Annotated in this window: 25 protein-coding genes; 9 read left to right on the top strand and 16 right to left on the bottom strand. The window is 72.3% G+C overall.

From position 1 onward, the window contains the following. Window positions 1-154 precede the first annotated feature (154 nt). Window positions 155-1,048 carry a helix-turn-helix transcriptional regulator gene (locus tag V2W30_RS38405; RefSeq protein ID WP_338703220.1) on the top strand — a complete coding sequence of 298 codons (894 nt, stop codon included), beginning with the start codon at window positions 155-157 and terminating at the stop codon, window positions 1,046-1,048. Between the two features lie 69 nt (window positions 1,049-1,117). Here V2W30_RS38405 and V2W30_RS38400 read toward each other — a convergent pair whose 3' ends face one another. Continuing rightward, a complete protein-coding gene (locus tag V2W30_RS38400; protein WP_338703219.1) occupies window positions 1,118-2,104 on the bottom strand; it encodes an alpha/beta hydrolase family protein in 987 nt (328 codons plus the stop codon). A gap of 58 nt (window positions 2,105-2,162) precedes the next feature. Here V2W30_RS38400 and V2W30_RS38395 point away from each other — a divergent pair, with 58 nt between their 5' ends. The 3 genes from V2W30_RS38395 to V2W30_RS38385 are packed head-to-tail and all read left to right on the top strand — an operon-like array spanning window position 2,163 to window position 5,200. Next, window positions 2,163-2,747, top strand: a complete 585-nt coding sequence (locus tag V2W30_RS38395) for a helix-turn-helix domain-containing protein (protein ID WP_338703218.1) — start codon at window positions 2,163-2,165, stop codon at window positions 2,745-2,747. Window positions 2,748-2,786: 39 nt separating this feature from the next. Next, the gene (locus tag V2W30_RS38390) at window positions 2,787-4,025 is read left to right on the top strand and encodes an MFS transporter (protein ID WP_338703217.1); all 1,239 of its coding nucleotides are present in this window, start codon (window positions 2,787-2,789) and stop codon (window positions 4,023-4,025) included. Window positions 4,026-4,084: 59 nt separating this feature from the next. Next, window positions 4,085-5,200 (top strand): sulfite oxidase, encoded by a 1,116-nt coding sequence (locus V2W30_RS38385; protein WP_425244645.1) that lies wholly within the window; start codon window positions 4,085-4,087, stop codon window positions 5,198-5,200. Between the two features lie 145 nt (window positions 5,201-5,345). On the opposite strand, the gene V2W30_RS38380 is transcribed toward V2W30_RS38385, so the two are convergent. Both V2W30_RS38380 and V2W30_RS38375 read right to left on the bottom strand, forming a co-directional pair. Next, window positions 5,346-5,759, bottom strand: coding sequence for an SRPBCC family protein (locus V2W30_RS38380; RefSeq protein WP_338703215.1), 414 nt, complete (start codon window positions 5,757-5,759; stop codon window positions 5,346-5,348). Between the two features lie 67 nt (window positions 5,760-5,826). Continuing rightward, window positions 5,827-6,186, bottom strand: a complete 360-nt coding sequence (locus V2W30_RS38375; RefSeq protein WP_338703214.1) for a helix-turn-helix domain-containing protein — start codon at window positions 6,184-6,186, stop codon at window positions 5,827-5,829. A gap of 135 nt (window positions 6,187-6,321) precedes the next feature. Between V2W30_RS38375 and V2W30_RS38370 the strand changes: the two genes are divergently transcribed. Then, entirely contained in the window at window positions 6,322-6,984 is a 663-nt protein-coding gene (locus V2W30_RS38370) for an ANTAR domain-containing protein (RefSeq protein WP_338703213.1), read from the top strand. Between the two features lie 40 nt (window positions 6,985-7,024). Here the strand turns inward: V2W30_RS38370 and V2W30_RS38365 are convergent, their stop codons facing one another. The 6 genes from V2W30_RS38365 to V2W30_RS38340 all read right to left on the bottom strand — a co-directional run bounded on the left by V2W30_RS38365 (window position 7,025) and on the right by V2W30_RS38340 (window position 12,636). Continuing rightward, on the bottom strand, window positions 7,025-7,249 hold the full coding sequence (locus V2W30_RS38365) for a hypothetical protein (protein ID WP_338703212.1): 225 nt from the start codon (window positions 7,247-7,249) through the stop codon (window positions 7,025-7,027). A 142-nt stretch (window positions 7,250-7,391) separates the two neighbouring features. Beyond that, window positions 7,392-8,750 carry a PQQ-binding-like beta-propeller repeat protein gene (locus V2W30_RS38360; RefSeq protein ID WP_338703211.1) on the bottom strand — a complete coding sequence of 453 codons (1,359 nt, stop codon included), beginning with the start codon at window positions 8,748-8,750 and terminating at the stop codon, window positions 7,392-7,394. Further along, entirely contained in the window at window positions 8,747-9,298 is a 552-nt protein-coding gene (locus V2W30_RS38355) for a SigE family RNA polymerase sigma factor (protein ID WP_338703210.1), read from the bottom strand. The genes V2W30_RS38360 and V2W30_RS38355 overlap by 4 nt, the downstream gene beginning before the upstream one ends. 50 nt (window positions 9,299-9,348) lie before the next feature. Then, on the bottom strand, window positions 9,349-9,951 hold the full coding sequence (locus V2W30_RS38350; RefSeq protein ID WP_338703209.1) for a YdeI/OmpD-associated family protein: 603 nt from the start codon (window positions 9,949-9,951) through the stop codon (window positions 9,349-9,351). A 19-nt stretch (window positions 9,952-9,970) separates the two neighbouring features. Further along, window positions 9,971-10,366 carry a response regulator gene (locus V2W30_RS38345; protein ID WP_338703208.1) on the bottom strand — a complete coding sequence of 132 codons (396 nt, stop codon included), beginning with the start codon at window positions 10,364-10,366 and terminating at the stop codon, window positions 9,971-9,973. Window positions 10,367-10,590: 224 nt separating this feature from the next. Further along, window positions 10,591-12,636, bottom strand: coding sequence for a SpoIIE family protein phosphatase (locus V2W30_RS38340; protein ID WP_338703207.1), 2,046 nt, complete (start codon window positions 12,634-12,636; stop codon window positions 10,591-10,593). A gap of 189 nt (window positions 12,637-12,825) precedes the next feature. Between V2W30_RS38340 and V2W30_RS38335 the strand changes: the two genes are divergently transcribed. The 3 genes from V2W30_RS38335 to V2W30_RS38325 all read left to right on the top strand — a co-directional run bounded on the left by V2W30_RS38335 (window position 12,826) and on the right by V2W30_RS38325 (window position 14,888). Then, on the top strand, window positions 12,826-13,233 hold the full coding sequence (locus tag V2W30_RS38335; protein ID WP_338703206.1) for a YciI family protein: 408 nt from the start codon (window positions 12,826-12,828) through the stop codon (window positions 13,231-13,233). A gap of 8 nt (window positions 13,234-13,241) precedes the next feature. Continuing rightward, window positions 13,242-14,387 carry an RNA polymerase sigma factor gene (locus V2W30_RS38330; protein ID WP_338703205.1) on the top strand — a complete coding sequence of 382 codons (1,146 nt, stop codon included), beginning with the start codon at window positions 13,242-13,244 and terminating at the stop codon, window positions 14,385-14,387. A 129-nt stretch (window positions 14,388-14,516) separates the two neighbouring features. Beyond that, window positions 14,517-14,888 (top strand): hypothetical protein, encoded by a 372-nt coding sequence (locus V2W30_RS38325; protein ID WP_338703204.1) that lies wholly within the window; start codon window positions 14,517-14,519, stop codon window positions 14,886-14,888. A gap of 5 nt (window positions 14,889-14,893) precedes the next feature. Here the strand turns inward: V2W30_RS38325 and V2W30_RS38320 are convergent, their stop codons facing one another. The 3 genes from V2W30_RS38320 to V2W30_RS38310 all read right to left on the bottom strand — a co-directional run bounded on the left by V2W30_RS38320 (window position 14,894) and on the right by V2W30_RS38310 (window position 17,410). Beyond that, complete coding sequence (locus V2W30_RS38320; protein WP_338703203.1) at window positions 14,894-15,790, bottom strand: NAD-dependent protein deacetylase; 897 nt, start codon at window positions 15,788-15,790, stop codon at window positions 14,894-14,896. Between the two features lie 44 nt (window positions 15,791-15,834). Next, window positions 15,835-16,092 (bottom strand): hypothetical protein, encoded by a 258-nt coding sequence (locus V2W30_RS38315; protein ID WP_338703202.1) that lies wholly within the window; start codon window positions 16,090-16,092, stop codon window positions 15,835-15,837. Between the two features lie 112 nt (window positions 16,093-16,204). Next, window positions 16,205-17,410 (bottom strand): cysteine desulfurase-like protein, encoded by a 1,206-nt coding sequence (locus V2W30_RS38310; protein ID WP_338703201.1) that lies wholly within the window; start codon window positions 17,408-17,410, stop codon window positions 16,205-16,207. 145 nt (window positions 17,411-17,555) lie between these two features. Here V2W30_RS38310 and V2W30_RS38305 point away from each other — a divergent pair, with 145 nt between their 5' ends. Then, the gene (locus tag V2W30_RS38305) at window positions 17,556-17,930 is read left to right on the top strand and encodes a PPOX class F420-dependent oxidoreductase (protein ID WP_338703923.1); all 375 of its coding nucleotides are present in this window, start codon (window positions 17,556-17,558) and stop codon (window positions 17,928-17,930) included. A 44-nt stretch (window positions 17,931-17,974) separates the two neighbouring features. Here the strand turns inward: V2W30_RS38305 and V2W30_RS38300 are convergent, their stop codons facing one another. From V2W30_RS38300 to V2W30_RS38285, 4 genes are read right to left on the bottom strand one after another with little or no spacing between them, the layout of a single operon-like run. Beyond that, entirely contained in the window at window positions 17,975-18,904 is a 930-nt protein-coding gene (locus V2W30_RS38300; protein WP_338703200.1) for an aldo/keto reductase, read from the bottom strand. 47 nt (window positions 18,905-18,951) lie between these two features. Then, window positions 18,952-19,524 carry a TetR/AcrR family transcriptional regulator gene (locus V2W30_RS38295; RefSeq protein WP_338703199.1) on the bottom strand — a complete coding sequence of 191 codons (573 nt, stop codon included), beginning with the start codon at window positions 19,522-19,524 and terminating at the stop codon, window positions 18,952-18,954. After that, entirely contained in the window at window positions 19,521-20,999 is a 1,479-nt protein-coding gene (locus V2W30_RS38290; RefSeq protein ID WP_338703198.1) for an MFS transporter, read from the bottom strand. The genes V2W30_RS38295 and V2W30_RS38290 overlap by 4 nt, the downstream gene beginning before the upstream one ends. 53 nt (window positions 21,000-21,052) lie before the next feature. Further along, window positions 21,053-21,682: an N-acetyltransferase gene (locus tag V2W30_RS38285; RefSeq protein WP_338703197.1), complete on the bottom strand. Its 630-nt coding sequence runs from the start codon at window positions 21,680-21,682 to the stop codon at window positions 21,053-21,055. Between the last annotated feature and the right edge of the window lie 13 nt (window positions 21,683-21,695).

The raw sequence follows: 21,695 nt of genomic DNA, 5'->3' as shown, positions 1-21,695 counted from the left end.
GCGCCCGGCACCCTCACTCTCGCGCGGCTGCCGGCGTCTTGCTCCTCCACCTTCGCCCGGATCGCGCCGATGTGGCAGGGCGGGCTCTTCGGGGGTCATGACAGGGCCCCCCACCGACCGGCGCACAGGCTGCTCTCCGAGTGAAACTGGAGGCATGGCATCCGACAGCGCGCACAGCGAAGGCGCCGAGCTGGGCCGCTACCTGCGCGCCCGCCGCACTCAGACCAGCCCCGAACAGGTCGGCCTCACCGTCGGCACCGGCATCCGCCGCACCCCCGGCCTGCGCCGGGAGGAGCTGGCCACCCTCGCCGGCATCAGCATCGACTACTACGTCCGTCTGGAACGCGGCAAGGAGACCCGGCCGAGCCCCGCGGTCCTCGATTCCCTGGCCCGCGCCCTGGACATGGACGACCAGGAGCACCATCATCTGCGCGAGCTCGCGGCGCGGGCCGCCCGCTACGCCCCCGAGCCACCGCCAGCGCCCAGCCGCACCGTGCGCCCCCACCTCAAGCTGCTGCTCGACGCGCTCCGCCCGAACCCCGCGTACGTCATCAGCCGCAGCATGGACATGCTCGCGTGGAACCCGGGGGGCCTGGCGCTTTACGCGGGCCTGGACGACTGGCCGGCCAAGCACCGCAACCTCGCCCGCTACCTCTTCCTGCACCCCCAGGCCCGCGACCTCTTCACCGACTGGGACCGGCAGATCACCGCTTGTGTCGCCCGCCTGCGCGCCATCGCCGGCACGGCTCCCGACGCCCCCGACCTGACGAACCTCGTCGGTGAACTCCTCCTCAAGAGCCCGGACTTCGCGGGCCTGTGGGAGCGCTACGAGGTGACGGGCCGCAAGCCCACGCACAAGACGTTCCAGCACCCGCAGGTCGGCACGCTCACCCTCACGTCCCAGTCCTTGCACGTCGAAGGCACCCCTGGCCAGCGCATCGGCGTCTACACCGCCGAGCCCGGCAGCCCCGACCACGACGCCCTGCGCCTCCTCGACCTGACGGCACCGGCCACAGCCCCTCAGAGCGCGGCGCAGCGGGGCATGTGACTTCTCCGCTCTCCTGCTGTCCCGGGGCCCAGGGCCGCACTCGTCCTCCTCCGCGGGCGGCGCGCCCACTCATCCCTGACCTTGGCTCAGCCAATGGGCGATGTCGGCGATGACAGCAGGGTCGACATGCTGCGGGGTTCCGTACTCCACCGGGGTGGACGGTCCCGCTCCGGGGAAGAACAGGTGGTTGTCGGCTTCGTAGACGCGGATGTCGACTTCCGGGCGGCCGGCCAGACCCGACCGCCATCGCGCCAGGTCATCGGCGACGGTCACCTGGTAGTCGCGCCCTCCCTGGAGGATGAGCATCGGCCTGCGGAGTCCGGCCGCGATCGTGACCGGGTCGTAGTCACGCAGTTCGAGCCAGTACCGCGCGGACAGGCCGAACGGCAGATCCGCCGCTGGGGTCGAAGGAGTCAGCTCCGCGCTGTCGACCAGCGCGGCCTGTCGCCGAAAGGTCTCGATGACCGTAGGGGGCACCTGGTCAGGGAGCACGGCGGCGAGGTGGCTGACGACCCGGACAGCGGCATGGTGCATCGGCTGCGTGTCACCGGCCATGATCACCAGTCCCGCCACCGAGGGCGCGGCGGCGGCAACAGCGGGGGCGACCTTGCCACCCATGCTGTGACCGAGCACGAAGACCCGCTCGGGGTCCACCGAGTGATGGCTGCGGAGCAGGCCGACCGCGTCGACGGCGTACGGCACGTACTCCTGCGTCATCGTCAGATCCGCTGCCGCGCTCGCATCGCGGTGGGCGCGGGTCGGCTTGTCGAAGCGCAGCACCGTCGTCCCGCGGCCGGCGAGCCCCCAGGCCAGGTCCTTGAGCGGTTTGTTCGGTCCGCTCGTCTCGTCGCGGTCGAACGGCCCACCACCGGCGAGCAGCACCACGCCGGGGCCGGGGGCCTGGCCGCGGGGGACGCTCATCGTGCCCGACACCGCGAACGGGCCGGTGCCGACGGTGACTTCATGCTCGCCGAACCGTCCGGGCTCGGCGTAGGGCGGTGGCATCCAGGCGAGTTCCGAGCCGGTCATGGACTCTGTCGCAGCGTCGTCAGGCATCCCGTCACAACCTTTCTCAATACCTGCGAACGGTATCACCGCATGAGATCATTACGGGATGGATCCTTTCGAACTCTTGGCCCACCCGGTGCGGTTGCGCGTGGTTCACGCGATGCGCGGCGGCCGGGAACTGACGACGGCCGAACTCTGCGACCGCATCCGGGACGTCTCGAAGGCCACGGTCTATCGGCACGTCGATCTGCTCGCGGCCGGCGGGGTCCTGGAAGTCGCCCGGGAGCGGCGGGTGCGCGGCGCGGTCGAGCGCCGCTACCGGCTGCGCCGCGACCGTGCGGGGATCACCGCGGAGACGGCCAACTCGCTCTCGCCCGACGACCATCGCCGCGCCTTCGCCGCCGCTCTGGCGGTCCTGACCGCCGAGTTCACCGCGTATCTCGACCGCGACACGGCCGACCCGGTGGCCGACCTCGTCGGCTACCGGCAGCACGCCGTCTGGCTCGGCGCCGGGGAACTGCACGGGATGATCGACGGAATGCGGAAGGCGATCGCCCCGCACCTGTCCAACGAGCCATCACCCGACCGGACCCAGTACCTGATCAGCCCGATCCTCTTTCCCGTCGAGGCACCACCGACCGAGACCGACAGCGACAGCGACAGCGACAGCGACAGCGACAGCGATCAGTAGCGTTGTAGATACCGGTATCGGATTTATACCGTGCGGGTCGTGGCTCCTTCCGATTTCATGGTCCGTTCCTCGGTGACCCGTCATGGCCGTTTCGTCGCGGCGATCGTCATCGACTCGATCGGCAGCGGCGTCTTCACCCCCGTCTCGCTCCTCTACTTCCTGGCCACGACCTCTCTGACGCTGTTGCAGGTGGGCGCGGCCCTGACGACGGCCGGGCTGCTGGCGCTGCCCGCCGGGCCTCTGGTCGGGGGGCTCGTCGACCGGTACGGGGCGACTCCCGTGCTACAGGCGGCGAATCTGGCTCAGGCGCTCGGGTTCGCCGGGTATCTCGTGGCGGGGCACGTCTGGCAGATCGTGCTCTGCGCGTGGGTGAACAACGCAGGTCGGGCCGTGTTCTTCGGCTGCTACGGCGTGACCGTCACGGCGCTGGCCGCACCCGGTCGACGCGAGCGCTGGTTCGCCCTCCTCGGGTCCGTGCGCAATCTCGGGTACGCGGTGGGCGGGCTGCTCTCCGCCGTCGCCGTGAGCATCGGCACGCACGGCGTCTACGTGGCGATCGTGGCTGTCAACGCCCTGTCCTATGTTGCCGCCTTCGCTCTGATGCGGGCCGTTCCGAACGCTCGTCCGAGTGCGGGCCACGATGCCGCCGGCGGGTGGCGGCGCGTGCTCCGGGACCGGCGGTATTTGACGGTCGTCGGGCATCAACTGTGCTTCGCACTCTCGCTGTTCGCCCTCAACGTCGCGGTTCCTCTCTACACCGTGGACGTGCTGGGACTGCCGGGCTGGACGGCCGGGGTGGTCTTCACGCTCAACACCCTGATGGTCGGCTTCGGTCAGGGCGTCCTCCTCGGGCGGCTCGGCGGACGCGTCCGCAGTCGCGTGCTCGTCGCCGGACACGCCTGCTTCGCTGTCGGCTATCTGCTGTTCCTCGCCGCCGGGCAGATGTCGGCGCTCTCGCTCGCGGTCGCCGTCGTCCTGCTCGGCGCGGTCGGCTACACGCTCGGCGAGATGCTCGGCGGGCCCGTCGCGTCGACGGTCGCCGCGGAGAGCGCCCCGGACGCGCTCCGCGGCCGGTACCTGGCCCTCAACCAACTCGCCGTGACCGTGGCAGGGGCGGTCGCTCCGGTCGCTCTCTCCGGGCTGCTGTCGAGCGGCGCGGCCGCGACCTGGCTGACAATGGTCGGCGTCAGCCTTCTCGGAGCGACCCTCGCCACCGTGATCGGCAGGGTCGCGCCCGCGGCACGGAGCCGAGTCGGGGAAGGTGTCGAGGCCGCCTGATGCCGCGTTTCCCTCACGACGCCTAGCCAGCCGCGTCCGCCAGGACGACGATGAAGGCTATGGAAACCCCATCAACCAGCCCAAACGCCGCATCCGTCGTGCCTCGTCCGCCCGCCGCTGCCGGTGACGTCGACGGCATCACGCTCGACGAACTCGCGTTGGCGACCCGCAATCACGGTCAGCCGCTGGAAGCCCTGCGCTACGACGTCACGCCGCCCGGCCTGCACTACGTCCTGGTCCACTACGACATCCCCGACGTGCGGGCCGACGACTGGAAGCTGTCGGTGACCGGGCGGGTGCGCACCGACCTGACCCTCAGCCTGGCTCAGCTCCAGGAGATGCCGGCCGTCACCCGCCACGTCGTGATGGAGTGCGCGGGCAACGGGCGCGCCCGGCTCGTTCCCCGCCCCATCAGCCAGCCCTGGCTCGTGGAAGCGGTGGGCTGCGCCGAGTGGACCGGCGTGCCGCTGCGCGCCGTTCTCGAACAGGCGGGGGTGGAGTCGACAGCGGTCGAAGCGGTGTTCACCGGGGCGGACCACGGGATCGAACGGGGCGTGGAGCAGGACTATCAGCGCAGCCTGCCGCTGCCCGTGGCGGACGACGTGCTGCTCGCCTACGCGATGAACGGCCGGCCGCTGCCTCCCCAACACGGCTTTCCGCTCCGCCTGGTGGTACCCGGCTGGTACGGAATGTCGCACGTGAAGTGGCTGTGCGACATCACGCTGACCGGCACCCCCTTCACCGGATACCAGCAGTCGGTGGCCTACCGGTTGCGCGACCGGCCCGAGGACCCCGGCGAGCCCGTCACCCGGATCGCGCCGCGCGCCCTGATCATCCCTCCCGGATTCCCCGACTTCATGACGCGCACCCGCTTCGTCCGTCCCGGCCTCACGTCCCTCCACGGACGCGCCTGGTCGGGGCACGGCCCCATCGCCCGCGTCGAGGTCAGCACCGACCACGGACACACCTGGCGCGACGCCGAGGTCGCGCCGCGCCCCGCGGACAGCCACGCGTGGCAGGCCTGGCGCATCACCTGGGACCCGACCCCGGGCCCGCACCTGCTGACCGCCCGCGCCACGGACGTGCACGGACACACCCAGCCGCTCCAGCAACCCTGGAACCAGGGCGGTTTCGCGAACAACTCCGTTCAGGAAGTCACCGTTCAGTGCCGGTGACCTGCTCAGCACGTACGTCACAGGCAGCCGCAACCGGTGCCTGGGGAAGGAGGAACACCGCCGACCCCGCGGCCGACGCACAGGGCGTACACCTGAGCACCTCGACTCACCTGACCCGCCCCGGGCGGAAACGGCCGCTCCGGGCTCAGGCGTGTTCCAGGAGGTTCTTGAGTCGGGCGAGGTCCGCCGTCACCATCTCGGCGTCCCGGCGGAACGCCTCGTCGCTCGTCCCGAGCTGTCGGCGCAAGGTGAAGACCACTTCGCTGCCCGGTCCGTCGGCGATCACCCGGACCGGGTTGTGGACCGTGTCCCCGGAGGGCAGCGTGACGTCGTGGTCGAGTACGCCCAGGTCGTTGGCGGGTACGAAGGCCACCACGACCCGTCCCATCGGCGAGGACGCGGCGACCCACTCGCCGTCGATGTTCTCGATGGTTCCGCCGAGGCCCTGGGCCCACGCCGGCAGATGGGCCGGGTCGGAGGCGAAGGCGTAGACGTCCTCGACGCTGCGGTCGATGCGGACGCTGACGTGGCGGGATTCCGTGCCGCGCGTACTGGTCATGGCCTGAGGCTAGCGGGCCGTGCGCCGCGTGGTCTTGAACGGATCGGACGAGCGACGACCGAGGACGTCAGCCGTGGTCCGCGTGGAACCGCTGCCCGGTGTGGAACTCGTCGGCGCGATGCGCCTCGTCCCGGATGAGCAGCGCGAGCAGGGACGCCACCGTCAGCCCCGCCTCGGCCTCGGCCGGATGACGCAGGATCTTGCTCGGCTCGATGCTGTACGTGTTACCCCGTCCCTCCCTCGTGTGGGACAGGAACCCGCTCTGCTCCAGATCCGAGATGATCTTCTGCACGGCCCGCTCGGTGAGCCGACAGTGCGCGGCGATGTCCCTGATCCGCGCGGTCTGATCCTCGGCGATCGCGGCGAGCACGCGCGCGTGATTCGTGATGAACGTCCACCCTGTGTGTGATTCCGGCGCTCCACCCATACCTGAATCGTAGGCCCTGTAGTTCGCGTCAGAGAATACCTGAACTTGACTTCCTGTATCTCTTGACGTGTATTGGGTCGGGGCGCCAACCTGAACGAAGGAGGAGCGTCCGCCAGAGCACCAGGGGAGACGGCGATGCCAGAGTCCGCATGGTCCGCTGAGGGGGCGGTGTCGTCCGGCTGCGTCGCGTCGCCGACCGGCGGGGTGCGACGACTGTCGGGACTGACACTCTTTCCCCGGCCCGACGGCGACCGCACGGTCGTCGGCGTGCGCGGGGATCTCGACCTCGACACCGAGGTCGACGAGCACGTACGGGAGACGCTCCACTCCGCCGTGCTGGGCGCGGAGAACGGGATCGACGTGCGTCTCGACGGCGTCCGGTCGAGCGGCCCCGCGTCCGTCGAGATTCTGCTGAGCGTCGACCCGTGCCATCTGACGTCCGGCACGGAGCGTGAACTCCCCTCTGAGGACGAGGACGAGGCCGCTCTGCGCGTCGAAGTCGCACAGCTCCGTCAGGCGATGCACAGCCGGGGCCTGATCGACGTCGCCCGCGGCATCCTCGTCGCGGCCTTCGGACTCGGCCCCGAGGACGCGTGGGAGACGCTGGTCAGCGTCTCCCAGCGCACCAACACCAAGCTGCACACCGTGGCCCGCAGACTCCTGGACTCCACGGTCGGCAGCGAGCCGATGCCCGACGACCTCAAGGTCGAACTGGGCGCCGCGGTGGCCCGCTTCGCCGGTCGCGACGGGGGCTCCGCCCGCCACGACGTCGCGGTCGCCGCCGTACGGACGGAGTGATCCGCACGACTCCGCAGCGCCCGCGCACGTCCGCGGGCCGTCAGTCCTTCACGCGGTGCAGGGCGATCCCCCGGTTGACGAAGAGGTGCACGAAGCCGCAGCGCCGGCAGATCAGGCCCGTCGCGGTCTCGTCCGCCCACGCCAGGTTGAACAATTCGCCACCCGTGCTGTTGAGCTTGACGCCTCGCTCACGGAAGAGGTCGCTCTTGCAGACCTGGCAGGTGATCCACATGTCCCCCAGCGAGGCCCGTACCGCCTTGGCCATGACCACTCCCTCCCGTCGCGCCCACCGGGTGGCAGGGCGGACCTCCGCCCTGCCACGTTCGATCATCCGGTGGTGTACTGACCATGCCCCGTATCCGGCCGGAAACGAACAGAGTTGAGCAAGACCTGAGCAACCGGTCCGGCTACTTCACCTTCGGCTCGATCCGGAAGAGTTCACCGCCGGTCTGGCCGACGAGACCGTGGTCATGGACCATCAGCTCCGGCGCGACTCCGGCGTTCGCCGGGGTCTTGGGCAGCGCGACCCGGTCGCGCCAGCGCACCTCGCCGCTGCCGAGGTCGACGCCGACGAGGTTCCCGGAGGGGTCCATGAAGTACGCCAGCCGGGCGTCGAGGTCCACGGCGGCGGCCGACGGCAGCTCCCGCAGCGCGCTGTCGCGCGGGTTCTTCCGCAGTTTCAGGCCGAGGTCGCGCGACCAGAGCCGGGTGCCGTCGTCGGCCGAGTAGGCGACGGCACGGCCCCTGCCGTCGGTCCCGAGGATGACGCCGTCCGCGACCACGCCCCAGGGCAGGCGGTCGGCGCGGTGCTGCGTGATCTTCCCGGAACGGGTGTCGACCCGGGTCAGGGTGACGGGCCCCGGGTCGCCGAACGACCTCCGGTCCCCTGCCGGGCCGCCGAGGAGCACGGTGTCCCCGTCGGTGCCCAGCAGGGTGGTCATGCCCTTGACGGTCGCGACCGTCCGCGCCGCACCGGTCGCCGGGTCGAGGCGGACGACGGTGCTCCGCTGCGGTGCCTTCTCGCTGTCCGGTGAACACGTCAGATACGGGACTCCGCCGATCACCGCGCGGTCGCAGTCGGCCTGCTTCCACGCGTGGGTCCACAGCGTCCGGCCGGTCTTCCCGTCCAGCGCGGCGACCTTCTTGAAGGTGGGCGTGTTGGCGAGGATCCCTCGCTCGAACATGATGGCGGAGACCGGCCCACGGCTGTCGTCGGCCAGTTCGTGCCGCCACAGCACGCGCCGGCTCTCGACATCGAGGGCGACCAGGTCGGTGCCGGGCCGGGGCTTCTTCGGGGCGTGATCGGCGAAGGTGTACAGCACGCCGTCACGGACACCGGGCAGCCGACCCGCCGGACTGGCCCCGCCATTGGGGTCCTGGCCCTTGCGCTGCCACGCGATCTTTCCCGTACCGATGTCGAGGCTGACGGCGTCGTACGCGGCGGACCGGCAGTACACGGCGCCGGGGCCGGTGGTGCAGGCGTCCAGCGAGGACGTGGGCAGTGTGGTCCGCCACCAGAGCCTGCTCTCCTTGCTCACCTGTCCGGCCGGGCGGGGTTCCCCGCCCTGGCCGCCCGTGCCGGTGACCATGATCGCGCCGACGGTGACCCCGGCGATCGCGAGGGCCGCGCCGCCCGCCCGTACGAGGCCGCGGCGCCGACGGCGGCGCACGAGGCGGTCCACGAGGCCCGCGGGAGCCGCGGGGCTGTCCGGCGTCCAGTTGTTCAGGACGTCCCTGATCGTGCGGTCCATCTGGTCGGTGTTCACGTGTGGGCTCCCTTCGGGGCGTGGCTGCTGGGGACGGGGGCGGCGAGGCGTGCGCGGCCGCCCAACTCCGGCGCGAGGGTGCGCAGTCGGGCCAGTGACCGGTGCGTGGTGCTGCGGACGGTGCCGACCGAGCAGCCCAGGACGTGGGCGACCTCCGTCTCGGACAGGTCCTCGAAGTAGCGCAGTACGAGCATCGTGCGCTGCCGCGGGGTCAGCCGGGCCAGCGCCTGGCCCACGGCGATCCGCAGATCGGCGGTGGCCGTGCCGTCGGGCACGCCGAGATTCGCCGGCGGTACGGCGAACGTCGTCTCCCGGTGCGGTCTGAGCAGCCGCCAGCGGCTGATCTGGTGGCGGTACATCACCTTGCGCACATAGCTTTCCGGATCCTCGACGTGGCGCCACCGCCCGAGCGCCTTCATCAGAGCCGTCTGCACGAGGTCCTCGGCCTCGTGCCGGTCTCCCCCGGTGAGCATGTTCGCCAGCCGCAGCAAGGCCCCCCACCGGGCGTCGACGAACTCCCGGAATCTCTCCTGGTCCTGCGGGTCCATACGTCCTCCCGTTGTACTGACACCCCCAGGACGCGTGGACCCTCGGCTATCTATGCCTGTCGTTCCGGATTTCCGTCACCGTCTGCCGCGGCGCCGCTCAGGGCGTCCAAAGCCTTGCGGACCCGCGCCTCCCTGGTACGTGGTGTACGGGCCTGGAGCAGCGGCAGGATCAGCTGGTAGCGCCGCGTCCGGTCGAGGGCCTCGAACGCCCTCGCGGCGTCGGGGTCGGCGGCGAGCGCGGACGCCAGGTCGTCGGGCACCTCGGCCGTCCGCTGCGAGGCGTAGGCCGCCCCCCACCGTCCGTCCTCCTGTGCCTTGCGCACCTCGGCGAGTCCGGGCTCACGCATCCGTCCCTCGTCGGTCAGCCGGGCGACCTTGTCGACGTTGACCCGTGACCACACGCTCCTCGGTCTGCGCGGCAGGTATTTTTGCAGGTAGTACGCGTCGTCGAGGGAGCGGCGCTGTCCGGAGATCCAGCCGAAGCAGAGGCCGATGTCGACCAGTTCGTCATCGGTGACCGACGGGATGCCGGACCGCTTCTTGGCGACCTTGACCCACACTCCCTCGGTGCGCGTGTGGTGCGCGGCGAGCCACGTCTCGAACGCCCCCGCGTCGGGGAACGCGGCGACCTGCACTCCGTCGATCTCGTCCATGGGCGCAGCGTACGGCGGGTCAGGCGAGGTCGCTCTCCGGTCGCCGCATCAGGTAATTCACCTTGATGCGCAGCGCGTTGAGGTCGATCGGTTTGGTGATCACGTCGGCGACGCCGATCTCTAGGGCCTCGACGGCGAGTTCGTCGTCCAGCGGCATACCGGTGATCAGGAGGATCGGGATGCCGTAGGTCTGGTCGAGACGGCGCAGGTAGCGGGCGACCTCCAGGCCGCTCAGGGCCGGCATCAGGACGTCCATCACGACCAGGCCGACGCCGCCTCTCAGGGCGGACTTGAGGGCGTGGGCGCCGCCGGTGGCGCGTTCCACGGGGTGGCCCAGCGGGGCCAGTGCGCCCTCCAGCGCGAGCAGGGTCGCCTCGTGGTCGTCGACCAGCAGAATCCGCGGCACATCCGCCATGACCGGGCCCTCCCCCTCGCGCACGCCGCGCGCACGACTTGTCGGAACTCGGCAGCCAGGCACCGGGCGTCCACTGAGGTACGTCCTGCGGCATCAAGCTTCGCCCGGCCTGAAGGCACAGTAAGGGGCCGACCGGGGCAATCCAAGCGGACAACCGTCCCGAACCTGCCGTCCCGAACTGCCGGGCCGAACCGGCCGGTCGGGTCGGGCCGGGTCAGGTCCGGTCAGTCGTCCGGGACCTGGAAGTCGCACCAGACGGCCTTGCCCTCGCCGCGCGGCTCGACGCCCCAGCGCGTCGCGGTGGCGTCCACGAGGAGCATCCCCCGCCCGGAGGTCGCCGTCTCGCCCGGGGTGCGGCGGCGGGGGCGGGTGCTGGAGCGGTCCTTGACCCACAGGCGGACCCGGCGCGGCGGTCCGGTGAGGACCTCCAGGGTGAGGACGGCGCCTCCGTCGGTGTGCACGAGGGCGTTGACGAGGAGTTCCCCGGCGGCGACCTCGACGTCGTCGGCCACCTCGGCGAGGCCCCAGGCCTCCAGGTGCTCGCGCAGCGCCTGCCGGGCGTCGGCCAGGCCCTCCGGGTCCGCCTGGTGCACGTACCGGTGGATGCGCGGCGCCCGCGGGGTGCCCGGGTCGGGCACGCGGCGCAGCACGAGCAGGGCGACGTCGTCGCCGCTGTCCCACTTCTGCCACAGGGACCGGGAGAGGTGGTCGGCGACGGCGTCCGCCGACTCGGGCGCCGCGCCGAGCGCGGTGGCCAGGGCCTCCAGGCCGGCGTCCAGGTCGAGCCCGGGTTCCTCCACGAGTCCGTCGGTGCACAGCACGAGCGTCTCGCCGGGCACGAGGTCGATCCGTACCTCGGGGAAGTCCTCCAGGTCGAAGTCGGTGGCGAGCCCCAGCGGGAGTCCGCCGCGCAGCCGGGGAATGCCGACCCGGCCGTCGACGTGCCGGACGAGCGGGGGCAGGTGCCCGGCGCGGACCGCGCGGACGATGCCCGTGGCGGGGTCGAACTGGGCGTACGTACACGTCGCGAACCGTTCGGTGTCCAGCTCGGCGAGGAAGCGGGAGGTGCGCGAGAGCACGGTCGCGGGCGAGTGCCCCTCCCCCGCGAACGCCCGCAGGGCGATGCGCAGTTGGCCCATGATCGCGGCGGCGTGCGTGTCGTGTCCCTCGACGTCCCCGACGACGATGCCGAAGCGGCCGCGCGGCAGCTGGATGACGTCGTAGAAGTCCCCGCCCACTTCGCGCCCGCCCCAGGCGGCGTGGTAGCGCACGGCGACTTCGGTGTCCGGCACGACGGGGATGTCGCGGGGCAGCATGGTGGCCTGGAGGCTGGTGGCCAGGTCGCGTTCCTCGTCGAAGAGGATCGCCCGTTGCAGCGACTGGGCGACGATGCCGGACAGGCCGATGCAGAGGTTGCGGTCGGCGTCGGAGAACTCCCTGCGGCCCCGGTAGAAGAGCGCGAGGCCGCCGATGGCGCGGTCCTGGGCGACGAGCGGCAGGAACGCGGCCGAGTCGAGATTGAGCTGATCGATGTACGGGCCGAGGCGGGTGAAGCGGTGCGAGAGATCGGCGAGGGAACAGACGAAGCGGGGTCTGCGGCTCATCACGACCTCGGCGAGCGGCAGGGACTCGTCGATCTGGTGGAGCTTGAGCTCCGCGAGGGCCTCCATGGACTGTCCCACCAGGGCGATCAGCTTCAGGGACTCCCCCTCGACGAGTCCGAGGACGAGCCCGTCGGCGGCGAACCGGTCGAGTCCGCTCGCGCCGGACAGCACGGCCACGACATCGTCCACGGTGACCGCGCGTGACAGCGCCTCGGTGGTGCCCTGGACCATGAGGGCGACCCTGCGCCGCTTGGCGTCCACCGAGTCGAGGCCGGCCAGCTCGGCCGGTTCGTTCGGGGCTCTGCGCATGACGCCGACGACGCGCACGGCCCGGCCGTCCCCGTCGCGCAGGATGTGCCCGGAGACATGGCTGAGCCGCGAGGTGCCGTCCGGCAGCCGCAGCTGGAAGTAGACGCCGTACGTGTCGGCCCGCGAGGAGACCGCGCTGTGCACGGCGCCGGTGATCCGCACCGCCTCTTCCGGCGGGATGCGCCCGCGCAACGACGCGGCCGTGCCGTGGAACTCCTGCGCGGGCAGCTCCAGGACGGCGAGGCAGTTCGCGTCGAGGCTGAGCGTCCCGTGCTCGAGATCCCAGTCGAAACTGCCCACGCCGTTGAGACGCAGCCGCTCTTCCAGACCGATGTCCGGCTTCTCCGTAGGCGCCATGTGACTCTCCGATGTACCGCTCGACACGCTAGCGGTCGCAGGTCAGGGACGCTCGGCGACGGCGCCGCCGCCGGACGTCGGTGGCCGCCGGGAAGGTACTTCGGCGAGGATGTCGAGAACCCGGATCCGGCTCCGTCCCAGGGATGAACGCGACCACACGAGGCCGCACCAGCACCGAGGAGAACCGTCATGGCGAAGTACCTGCTTCTGAAGCACTACCGAGGCGCTCCGGCCCCGGTCGACGGCACGCCGATGGACCAGTGGACGCAGGAGGAGATCTCGGCGCATCTGCGGTACATGAACGACTTCGCGGCCCGTCTGGAGAAGAGCGGCGAGTTCGTCGACAGCCAGGCGCTGGCCCCCGAGGGGACATGGGTCCAGTACGGCGGAGAGGGGCGCCCGCCGGTCACCGACGGACCGTTCGCCGAGACGAAGGACCTCATCGCCGGCTGGATGGTGATCGACGTCGACAGCTACGAGCGTGCCGTGGAGCTCGCCGGGGAGCTGTCGGCGGCGCCCGGCGCGGGCGGGAAGCCGATCCACGAGTGGCTGGAACTGCGGCCGTTCTACGGCGTGCAGCCCACCGTCACGGAGTGACCCCGGCCATGGACGAGGCCCTTCTGAGGAGCCTCACGCCAGGCGTGCTCGGGATTCTGGTCCGCCGCGGAGCCGACTTCGCGGCGGCGGAGGACGCCGTGCAGGACGCCCTGGTCGAGGCGGTCCGGGTGTGGCCCGCCGATCCCCCGCGGGACCCGAAGGGGTGGCTGGTCACCGTGGCGTGGCGGCGGTTCCTCGACGCGACGCGGGCGGACGCCTCCCGGCGGCGGCGCGAGGACCTCGTCGACGAGGAGCCGCCGCCCGGGCCCGCGCCGTCCGCCGACGACACGCTCCAGCTGTACTTCCTGTGCGCCCATCCGTCGCTGACGCCGTCGTCGGCGGTCGCGCTCACCCTGCGGGCCGTCGGCGGGCTCACCACCCGGCAGATCGCCGAGGCGTATCTGGTGCCCGAGGCGACCATGGCGCAGCGCATCAGCCGGGCCAAGCGCACCGTGTCCGGGGTCCGGTTCGACCGGCCGGGCGATGTCGCCACGGTGCTGCGCGTGCTGTACCTGGTCTTCAACGAGGGCTACTCCGGGGATGTCGATCTGGCCGCCGAGGCCGTCCGGCTGACCCGGCAGCTCGCCGCCGCGATCGACCACCCCGAGGTGAGCGGGCTGCTGGCCCTGATACTGCTCCATCACGCCCGCCGTGCCGGCCGGACCGCACCGGACGGCAGCCTCGTACCGCTCGCGGAGCAGGACCGCGGGCTGTGGGACATGCGGGCGATCGCCGAGGGGGTGGTGATCCTCCAGTCGGCCCTCGCCCGTGACCGCCTGGGCGCCTTCCAGGTCCAGGCCGCGATCGCGGCCCTGCACGCCGACGCGCTCACCGCCGAGGAGACGGACTGGGTGCAGATCGTCGAGTGGTACGACGAGCTCGTCCGGATCGCCGACAGCCCGGTCGTCCGGCTGAACCGGGCGGTGGCGGTCGGTGAGGCGGACGGTCCGCGGGCGGGCCTCGCGGCGCTCGCCTCGCTGGACCCCGCCCTGCCCCGCCACGCCGCGGTGGCCGCCCATCTCCACGAGCGCGACGGCGATCCGAGGACGGCCGCGCGGCTGTACGCGGAGGCGGCGCGGACGGCGTCCAATCTGGCCGAGCGCGATCATCTGACGCGGCAGGCCGCCCGGCTGAACGCCCTCCTGCGCGGCTGACGTCCGGCGAGGCGTCGGCGCTGTCCGGGGCGTCCGGCGCGGTCCGTTCCGGTCTCGACACCCTGACTTACTCGTGAGTAGGATCGCGCGACATCCTCCCTCACCTCCCTCGTACCTCTGGAGATCCCCGTGTCCCGCGCCCGTTCCGCGCACCTCCTCGCCGGTCTCCTGGCCGGGGCGGGGGCCGCGCACTTCCTGATGCCGAAGCCGTTCGACGCGATCGTGCCGCGTTCGCTGCCCGGATCACCGCGTACGTGGACGCAGGCCAGCGGCGTCGTGGAACTGGCGCTGGCCGCGGGCATCGCCCTGCCGCACACGCGCGCCCGCGCGGCCTCGGCCGCCGCCGCGTTCTTCGTGGCGGTGGCGCCCGCGAACGTCAAGATGGCGGTCGACTGGCGCGACCGTCCGGCGCCGCTGCGGCGCGCGGCCCAGGCCAGGGTTCCGCTCCAGGTGCCGCTGGTGCTGTGGGCGCGGCAGGTGGCGCGCGACGCCGGGCGCTGAGCGAATCAGGCGCGCGTCCGCGCCACGATCTCGGTCAGGGCCTCGCCCAGCGGCCGTTCGACGCGCTGGTCGGCCCAGCGGTCCCCGCGGGTGGGTCCCTGGTTGATGATCAGGACGGGTACGCCGCTCCGGGCCGCCTGGCGCACGAAGCGCAGCCCGGACATGACCGTCAGGGAGGAGCCGAGCACGAGGAGCGTGGTGGCCCCGGCCACCAGACGGCGGCAGCGCTCGACCCGCTCGGGCGGCACGTTCTCACCGAAGAAGACCACGTCCGGCTTGAGCACGCCGGTCCCGCACACCGTGCACGGGACCACACGGAACGCGCGAACGGCCTCCGGGGGCAGCTCCACGTCTCCGTCGGGGTTGACGCGTGCGGCCCGGTGACGGGCGGCGTCGGCCTCGAACTCCGGGTTCGCCTCCCGCAGCCGCCGGTCGAGCTCCGCGCGGTCGCTCAGGTCGCCGCAGGTGAGGCAGATCACGCGGCTCAGGCTGCCGTGGAGTTCGATCACGTCGCGGGCTCCGGCGGCCTGGTGCAGCCCGTCGACGTTCTGGGTGATGACACCGATGACGTGGCCCGCCTCGGCGAGCGCGGTGACGGCACGATGTCCGGTGTTCGGGACGGCCCGGGTCATGGCCCGCCAGCCGAGCTGGCTGCGGGCCCAGTAGCGCTGCCGGGCCTGCGGGTCCCCGACGAACTCCTCGTACGTCATGGGCGTGTGCCGGCGGCGCAGCGAGCCGTGCTCACCGCGGTAGTCGGGGATGCCCGACTCGGTGGAGAGACCCGCTCCGCTCAGTACGGCGACGCCGCCCCCGCGCACGGCCTCGACGACGGCTGTCAGGTCGGTCGAGGCCGGCAGCGGGTCACCCGTGGGTTCCCAGGTCAGCGTGGGTCGCGTACGCATGCCTGCCAGCTTACGTAGGTCGCGGCGGTCCCGCGGGGCGATGGTCAGGCGAGCGAGCAGGCGCGGGAGTGGTCCCAGTAGCTGCGCGTCTGCCGGCTCTCCTCGTCGTCCCCGTCGGGCGCGCCGCAGGTGCAGCGGCCCGCCCACGGGTCGATCAGATCGGCCGCCGCGCGGTGGCCGGCCTCACGCAGCCGCATGGCGAGCTGGTGCGTGTAGTTCTCGACGAGCAGCGCGGCGTCCGCGCTGCTGTGGCCCGCCTCGCCACGGCGCAGCTCCTGGATGAGCTTGGAGCGGGCCATCATCGGGGCGACCCGGCTGCCGCCGCGGTGTCGCGGGGGCGCCGCGTCGCTGCTTCGGGTTCTGCGGTGTTCATGCCCGCGAGTCTCGCACGCGGGCGCGGGTGCGCGGAGCGAGTCAGGGGCGTACGAGCAGCGCCAGCGCGGCGAGCAGCCGGTCGACGTCCTCCGTGGTGCTGTACGGCGCGATCCCCACCCGGACGCCTCCTTCGGCGCCGAGGCCGAGGTGGTGCGCGGCCTCGATGGCGTAGAACGATCCGGCGGGTGCTTCGACGCCGTGCGCGGACAGGTGCTGGGAGACCTCGGCCGGCCGGTGGCCCGCCACGGTGAAGAGCTGGATCGAGGACGGGGAGGCGGATCGCGCGTGCACCGTGACGCCGTCCAGGTCGGCGAGGCCGTGGTCGAGCCGCTTGGCCAGAACGTGCTCGTGCTCCTCCAGCGCGGCGAAGGACGCGATCAGCCGCTCGCGGCGGGTGCCCCGCGCGTCCGGGTCGAGGCCCGCGAGGAAGTCCACGGCGGCTCGGGCGCCGGCCAGCAACTCGTAGGGCAGCGTGCCCAGTTCGAAGCGCTCGGGGACCGCGTCGCTGGACGGGAGCAGCTTGTCGGGGCGCAGCGACTCCAGGAGCGCGGCGCGGCCGGTGAGCACGCCCAGGTGCGGGCCGAGGAACTTGTACGCCGAGCAGACCAGGGTGTCGGCGCCGAACGCGGCGAGGTCCACCAGGGCGTGCGCGGCGTAGCCGACCGCGTCGACGTGGAGCAGCGCTCCCGCCTCGTGGGCGAGTGCCGCGATCGCCGGCAGGTCGGGGCGGGTGCCGAGGATGTTCGAGGCCGCGGTGACGGCGACCAGCCGGGTGCGCGCGGACAGTTGTGCCGCGATGTGCTCGGGGCGCAGCTCGCCGGTGACCGGGTCGAAGTCGGCCCACCGGACGACGGCGCCGACCGACTCCGCGGCCTGGATCCACGGCCGGATGTCGGCGTCGTGGTCGAGGCGGGTGACGACGATCTCGTCGCCGGTCCGCCAGGTCTTGGCCAGCGTCCGGGACAGGTCGTACGTGAGCTGTGTGGCGCTGCGGCCGAACACCACGGTCTCGGGCGTGGTGCCGAGGAGGTCGGCGAGGGCGGAGCGGGCTTCGGTCACGATGCGCTCGGCGTTGCGCTCGCCCTCGTTCGTCCGCCCGCGGTTGGCCAGCGGTTCGGTCAGTGCGGCGGTGATCGCGTCGATGACCGGACGCGGGGTCTGCGTCCCGCCCGGCGAGTCGAACCGGGCCGCGCCGGACGCGAGGGCGGGTATCTGAGCGCGGATCGCCGCGACATCGAAGGGCATGGGCTGCAACTCCAGGGTGGGAAGGGTCTGTTGTGCCGCCCGGCGAGGTGCCGGGCGACGTGAAGGACGGTTCTGGGGGGCAGGGACGTCGTACGGGCGGCGGGGCGGTCCGGGCCCCGGTCGATAGACTCCGGGCGTGTCAGCCATGGACGAGATCAGCCGCAGCAAGTACATCAGCCTCACCACGTACCGGAAGAACGGCACCGCGGTCGCGACGCCGGTCTGGCACGTGGTCCGCGGCGACCGGGAGCTTCTGGTCGTGACGCCGGCCGACTCCTGGAAGGTCCGGCGGATCCGCAACAACGCGGCGGTGACCGTGACGGTCTGCGACGTGCGCGGCCGGACGTCGCCGGACGCGGCGACGCTGCCCGGCACGGCCCGCCTGCTCGACGACGCCGGCACCGCGACCGCCCGCACCCTGCTCGCGCGGCGGTACCTCATGTCGCGCGTCGGGAACTGGTTCGCCAGGACCCTGCACCTGCCGAAGAAGCCGGTCGTCGGCATCTCCGTCACCGTCTGAGCGGCGGCCGGGGCCGCCGCTCGACATCGTGGCGGGCGGACCGCCTACGGCAGGGTGTGGCCGGCCGCGCGGAAGAGGCGGTACCACTCCTCGCGGGTGAGCGGGATGTCCGAGCCCGCCGCGGACTCGGCGACCCGGCCCGGGTTGGTGGTGCCGAGCACGACCTGCATGTGCGCCGGGTGGCGGGTGATCCACGCGACGGCGATGCCGGTCGGCGTCACGTCGTACTTGGCGGCCAGCTCGTCGAGTACGGCGTTCAGCTCGCGGTAGTTGTCGAGGTCACCGATGAAGACGCCGTCGAAGAAGCCCTTCTGGAACGGGGACCACGCCTGGAGGGTCATGCCCTTCAGGCGGGAGTAGTCGAGCAGGCCGTTGTCGCGGCTGACGGACTGGTCGAGGCCGGCCATGTTGGCGGCCACGCCCGAAGCGATCAACGGGCAGTGGGTGATGCTCAGTTGGACCTGGTTCGCGACGAGCGGCTGCCGCACCGCGGTCTTCAGGAGTTCGATCTGGCCCGGGGTGTGGTTCGAGACGCCGAAGTTCACGACCTTGCCCGCCGCGTGGAGCGCGTCGAACGCCGCGGCGACCTCCTCCGGCTCGACGAGCGTGTCGGGGCGGTGCAGCAGGAGCAGGTCGAGGTAGTCGGTGCGCAGGGCGGCCAGGGACTCGTCGACGGTGCGCACGATGTGCTCGTGGGAGAAGTCGAAGTAGCCGGAGCGGATGCCGACCTTGCTCTGGATGACGATCGACTCGCGCTCGGCCGCGGTGAGTTCGACGGCCTGCCCGAAGCGCTCCTCGCAGGCGTGGCGCTCGGGGCCGTAGATGTCCGCGTGGTCGAACGTGTTGATCCCGGCGTCCCGGGCGCTGTCGTAGAGGGCGCGGATGTCCTTGTCGGGGAGTTCCGCGATACGCATCAGGCCGAGGATCACGTTGGATGCCTGCGGCCCGGTCGGGGCGAAGGAGATCGTTTTCATGGGTCCATCCTGTCCGAGGCCGCTGAGGCGGCGCCAGCGATAAGGGTTCAGGCGCGGTCCGCGCCGGCGCCGTCGAGTGTTTCCAGGAGTACGTCGACGACCTCGTCGACCTCGGCGTCGGCCAGGTCCTCGAAGGCGCCGGAGTGGCGGGCGAGCAGGACGCCGGCGACCGCGGCGACGAGGACGTCGGCGCGCAGTCCGGGACGGTCTCGGCCCTCGCGGGCGAAGCGTGCGCGCAGCGGTTCGACGAGGCGGGCCCGCAGCGCCGCGCGGGTGGCGTCCTGGGCGGCCGGGTCGCTCAGCGGCTGGACGGCGACGCGCAGCAGCGGCACGGGACCGCGCCGCTCCGCGCGTGCGGCGACCTCCCGCAGCCGGGGTGCGGTGAGGAGGTCGTCGGGCGGGGTGTCACCGTGCTCGGCCTTGAGGACCTCCACGTACAGGAGGGGCTTGCTGCCGAAGTAGCGGGCGATGAGGGCCGGGTCGACGCCGGCGCGGTCGCCGATCTCGCGGATGGTGGTGCGGTCGTAGCCGCGCTCGGAGAAGAGTTCGGTGGCGGCGCGCAGCAGTTCCTCGCGGCTGCGGGCCGAACTGCGGCGCGCGGCGGGGGTTCCGGCGCTCACGGGCGGCTCGGTTCGGGGCGCGGTTCGTCGCCGGCCACGGCGAGCGTGGCCCGCCCGGCCGCGACGACGGAGGGCCGGTCGCGCGGGCCCACGCGGGTGAGGACGACGGCGAGGATGCCGGTGATCACGAAGGCGGTGCAGCCGGCGAGGCCCGCGGTGCGGTAGCCGTCGTCGGCCGGGAGCGCGTCGCCCGGCGCGGTGGCGGCCTGGAGGATGACGGCGCTGAGGGCGCTGCCGGTCGAGTATCCGATGTACTTCACGACCTGATTGAAACTCATGGCGCTGCCGGTCTCCTCCGCGGGCACGCCGCCGACGATCAGGCCGGGCGTCACGGCGAAGGTCACGCCGACACCGAGTCCGGCGAGGAACATCATCGCGCCGATGCCCCAGAGGCTGGAGCGGCCGAGCAGGAAGCAGACCAGGGCTCCGAGGGAGAGCAGGCAGCCGAGCGGCAGCATGCGGGCGGGGGTCGCGGCACTGCCCAGCGCCCGCACGAGACGGCCGGTGACGAGGCTGGCCGCGGAGAACGGCACGAGCAGCAGGCCGGTGACGACGATGGACGCGCCGAAGCCGTACCCAGCGGACGTGGGCGTCTGGACGTACCGGGTGACGAGGGAGATCAGGAGGTACGTGCCGACGCCGCCGACCATCGTGGTCAGGTTGGCGAGGAGCACGCCACGGTCCCTGACGAGCCGGATCCGTACCAGGGGGTGGGCGGCGTGCAGCGAGTGCGCGATCCAGCCGCCGAGCAGGATCACGGTCGCCGCGGCGAGGCCGAGGAGCGGTAGCGAGCTCCAGCCCCACCGCTCCCCCTCGGCGAGGGCGATCAGGAGCGCCGCCATGCCGCCGGCGAGCAGCAGCCCGCCGGGGACGTCCATCGGGGTGGCGGGCCGGTGCGGCGGCGCGGGCACGACGAGCACGGTGGCGGCGAGCGCGGCGGCGGCCGTGGCGGCGGCGAACCAGAAGCCCGCGGCCATGCCGAGGTACTCCGCGAACAGGCCGGTGATCGGGTAGCCCAGGCCGATGCCCGCGGCGGTGGTCAGCGAGAGGGTCGCCACGGCCGACCTGGCACGGGCCGGCGGCAGCGCGTCGCGGGCGGTGGCGATGGCGAGCGGGACGAGGCCCATGCCCACGCCCTGGAGCGCGCGCCCGGCGAGGAGCCAGACGAAGCCGAGCGGGAGCGCGGCCAGGACGCTGCCCGCGAGGACGGCGGCGAGGCCGGTGAGGATGACGTTCTTGCGGTGGGGGCCGTCGCCGAGGCGCCCCATGACGGGCGTGGCGACGGCTCCGACCAGCATCGTCACCGTCAGCGCCCACTGCGCGGTGGAGACGGAGACGTGGTCCTGCGCGGCGATGGTCGGGATGAGCGGGGCCCCGAGGCTGCTGACGACGGCGACGAGCATCCCGAGCGAGACGAGCACGGGCACGAGCGCTCGGGGACGGCGGAGTGCGGACGCCGATATGGAGGGCTGCAAGAAGGTTCCCGTTCGTTCCCGGCCATGCCCTCAGGGCATGTCATCAAGTGATGTCATTGCATGATGACATGCGTCGGGCGGCCGAGGTACCACACGGGTCCCGGGTCGGGCACGGTCAACGGGCCGAAGCCCAGACGGTCGTAGAAGGCGCGGGCAGGGGTGTTGGCCCGCACCATGCACAGGTGGACGGCGGGTACGCCCTTCTGGTGCAGGGCGTCCAGGAGGGTGTTCATCAGGGCGCGGCCGAAGCCCCGGCCCTGCCACGCCGGCAGCAGATCGATGTGCAAGTGGGCGGGGAACGCGGCCAGTTCGTCCCACACCATGCGTTCCGGCGTGTGCAGGAGCCCGATCATCTCCTCGCTGGGCGTGCGGGCCTCGCGGGTCGGGGCGGGGTAGCGCGCGGACACCCGGGGGATCCACTCGGCGCGGAAGCGCGCGGCGAAGTCCCGGGTGTCCGCGGCGCCGAGGACGTACCCGACGGCGGTGCCGCGGCCGTCGTCGAGGACGAACGCGAAGTCCGGCTCCAGCTCCACGTAGGGGTAGGCGAAGATCGACGGCATCAGCTCCGGATCGGGGTGCACGGCGGACGAGTCCTGGCCGTCGAGGGCGGTCCTGACGCAGATGTCGGCGAGCGCGGCACGGTCGGAGTCCCGGTAGGGGCGGATGAAGGGTGCTGTCTCCATGCCGCACACGATC

The sequence above is a fragment of the Streptomyces sp. Q6 genome (assembly GCF_036967205.1).
Lineage (GTDB): Bacteria > Actinomycetota > Actinomycetes > Streptomycetales > Streptomycetaceae > Streptomyces > Streptomyces citrinus.
Note: the sequence above shows the minus strand (reverse complement) of the source record. Positions and strands in the feature narration are given on the sequence as shown.

Coding starts and splice junctions, on each gene's coding strand:
- V2W30_RS38405 (WP_338703220.1), top strand. CDS start 155: ATGGCATCCGACAGCGCGCACAGCGAAGGCGCCGAGCTGGGCCGCTAC.
- V2W30_RS38400 (WP_338703219.1), bottom strand. CDS start 2,104: ATGCCTGACGACGCTGCGACAGAGTCCATGACCGGCTCGGAACTCGCC.
- V2W30_RS38395 (WP_338703218.1), top strand. CDS start 2,163: ATGGATCCTTTCGAACTCTTGGCCCACCCGGTGCGGTTGCGCGTGGTT.
- V2W30_RS38385 (WP_425244645.1), top strand. CDS start 4,085: ATGGAAACCCCATCAACCAGCCCAAACGCCGCATCCGTCGTGCCTCGT.
- V2W30_RS38380 (WP_338703215.1), bottom strand. CDS start 5,759: ATGACCAGTACGCGCGGCACGGAATCCCGCCACGTCAGCGTCCGCATC.
- V2W30_RS38375 (WP_338703214.1), bottom strand. CDS start 6,186: ATGGGTGGAGCGCCGGAATCACACACAGGGTGGACGTTCATCACGAAT.
- V2W30_RS38370 (WP_338703213.1), top strand. CDS start 6,322: ATGCCAGAGTCCGCATGGTCCGCTGAGGGGGCGGTGTCGTCCGGCTGC.
- V2W30_RS38365 (WP_338703212.1), bottom strand. CDS start 7,249: ATGGCCAAGGCGGTACGGGCCTCGCTGGGGGACATGTGGATCACCTGC.
- V2W30_RS38355 (WP_338703210.1), bottom strand. CDS start 9,298: ATGGACCCGCAGGACCAGGAGAGATTCCGGGAGTTCGTCGACGCCCGG.
- V2W30_RS38350 (WP_338703209.1), bottom strand. CDS start 9,951: ATGGACGAGATCGACGGAGTGCAGGTCGCCGCGTTCCCCGACGCGGGG.
- V2W30_RS38345 (WP_338703208.1), bottom strand. CDS start 10,366: ATGGCGGATGTGCCGCGGATTCTGCTGGTCGACGACCACGAGGCGACC.
- V2W30_RS38340 (WP_338703207.1), bottom strand. CDS start 12,636: ATGGCGCCTACGGAGAAGCCGGACATCGGTCTGGAAGAGCGGCTGCGT.
- V2W30_RS38335 (WP_338703206.1), top strand. CDS start 12,826: ATGGCGAAGTACCTGCTTCTGAAGCACTACCGAGGCGCTCCGGCCCCG.
- V2W30_RS38330 (WP_338703205.1), top strand. CDS start 13,242: ATGGACGAGGCCCTTCTGAGGAGCCTCACGCCAGGCGTGCTCGGGATT.
- V2W30_RS38320 (WP_338703203.1), bottom strand. CDS start 15,790: ATGCGTACGCGACCCACGCTGACCTGGGAACCCACGGGTGACCCGCTG.
- V2W30_RS38315 (WP_338703202.1), bottom strand. CDS start 16,092: ATGATGGCCCGCTCCAAGCTCATCCAGGAGCTGCGCCGTGGCGAGGCG.
- V2W30_RS38310 (WP_338703201.1), bottom strand. CDS start 17,410: ATGCCCTTCGATGTCGCGGCGATCCGCGCTCAGATACCCGCCCTCGCG.
- V2W30_RS38305 (WP_338703923.1), top strand. CDS start 17,556: ATGGACGAGATCAGCCGCAGCAAGTACATCAGCCTCACCACGTACCGG.
- V2W30_RS38300 (WP_338703200.1), bottom strand. CDS start 18,904: ATGAAAACGATCTCCTTCGCCCCGACCGGGCCGCAGGCATCCAACGTG.
- V2W30_RS38285 (WP_338703197.1), bottom strand. CDS start 21,682: ATGGAGACAGCACCCTTCATCCGCCCCTACCGGGACTCCGACCGTGCC.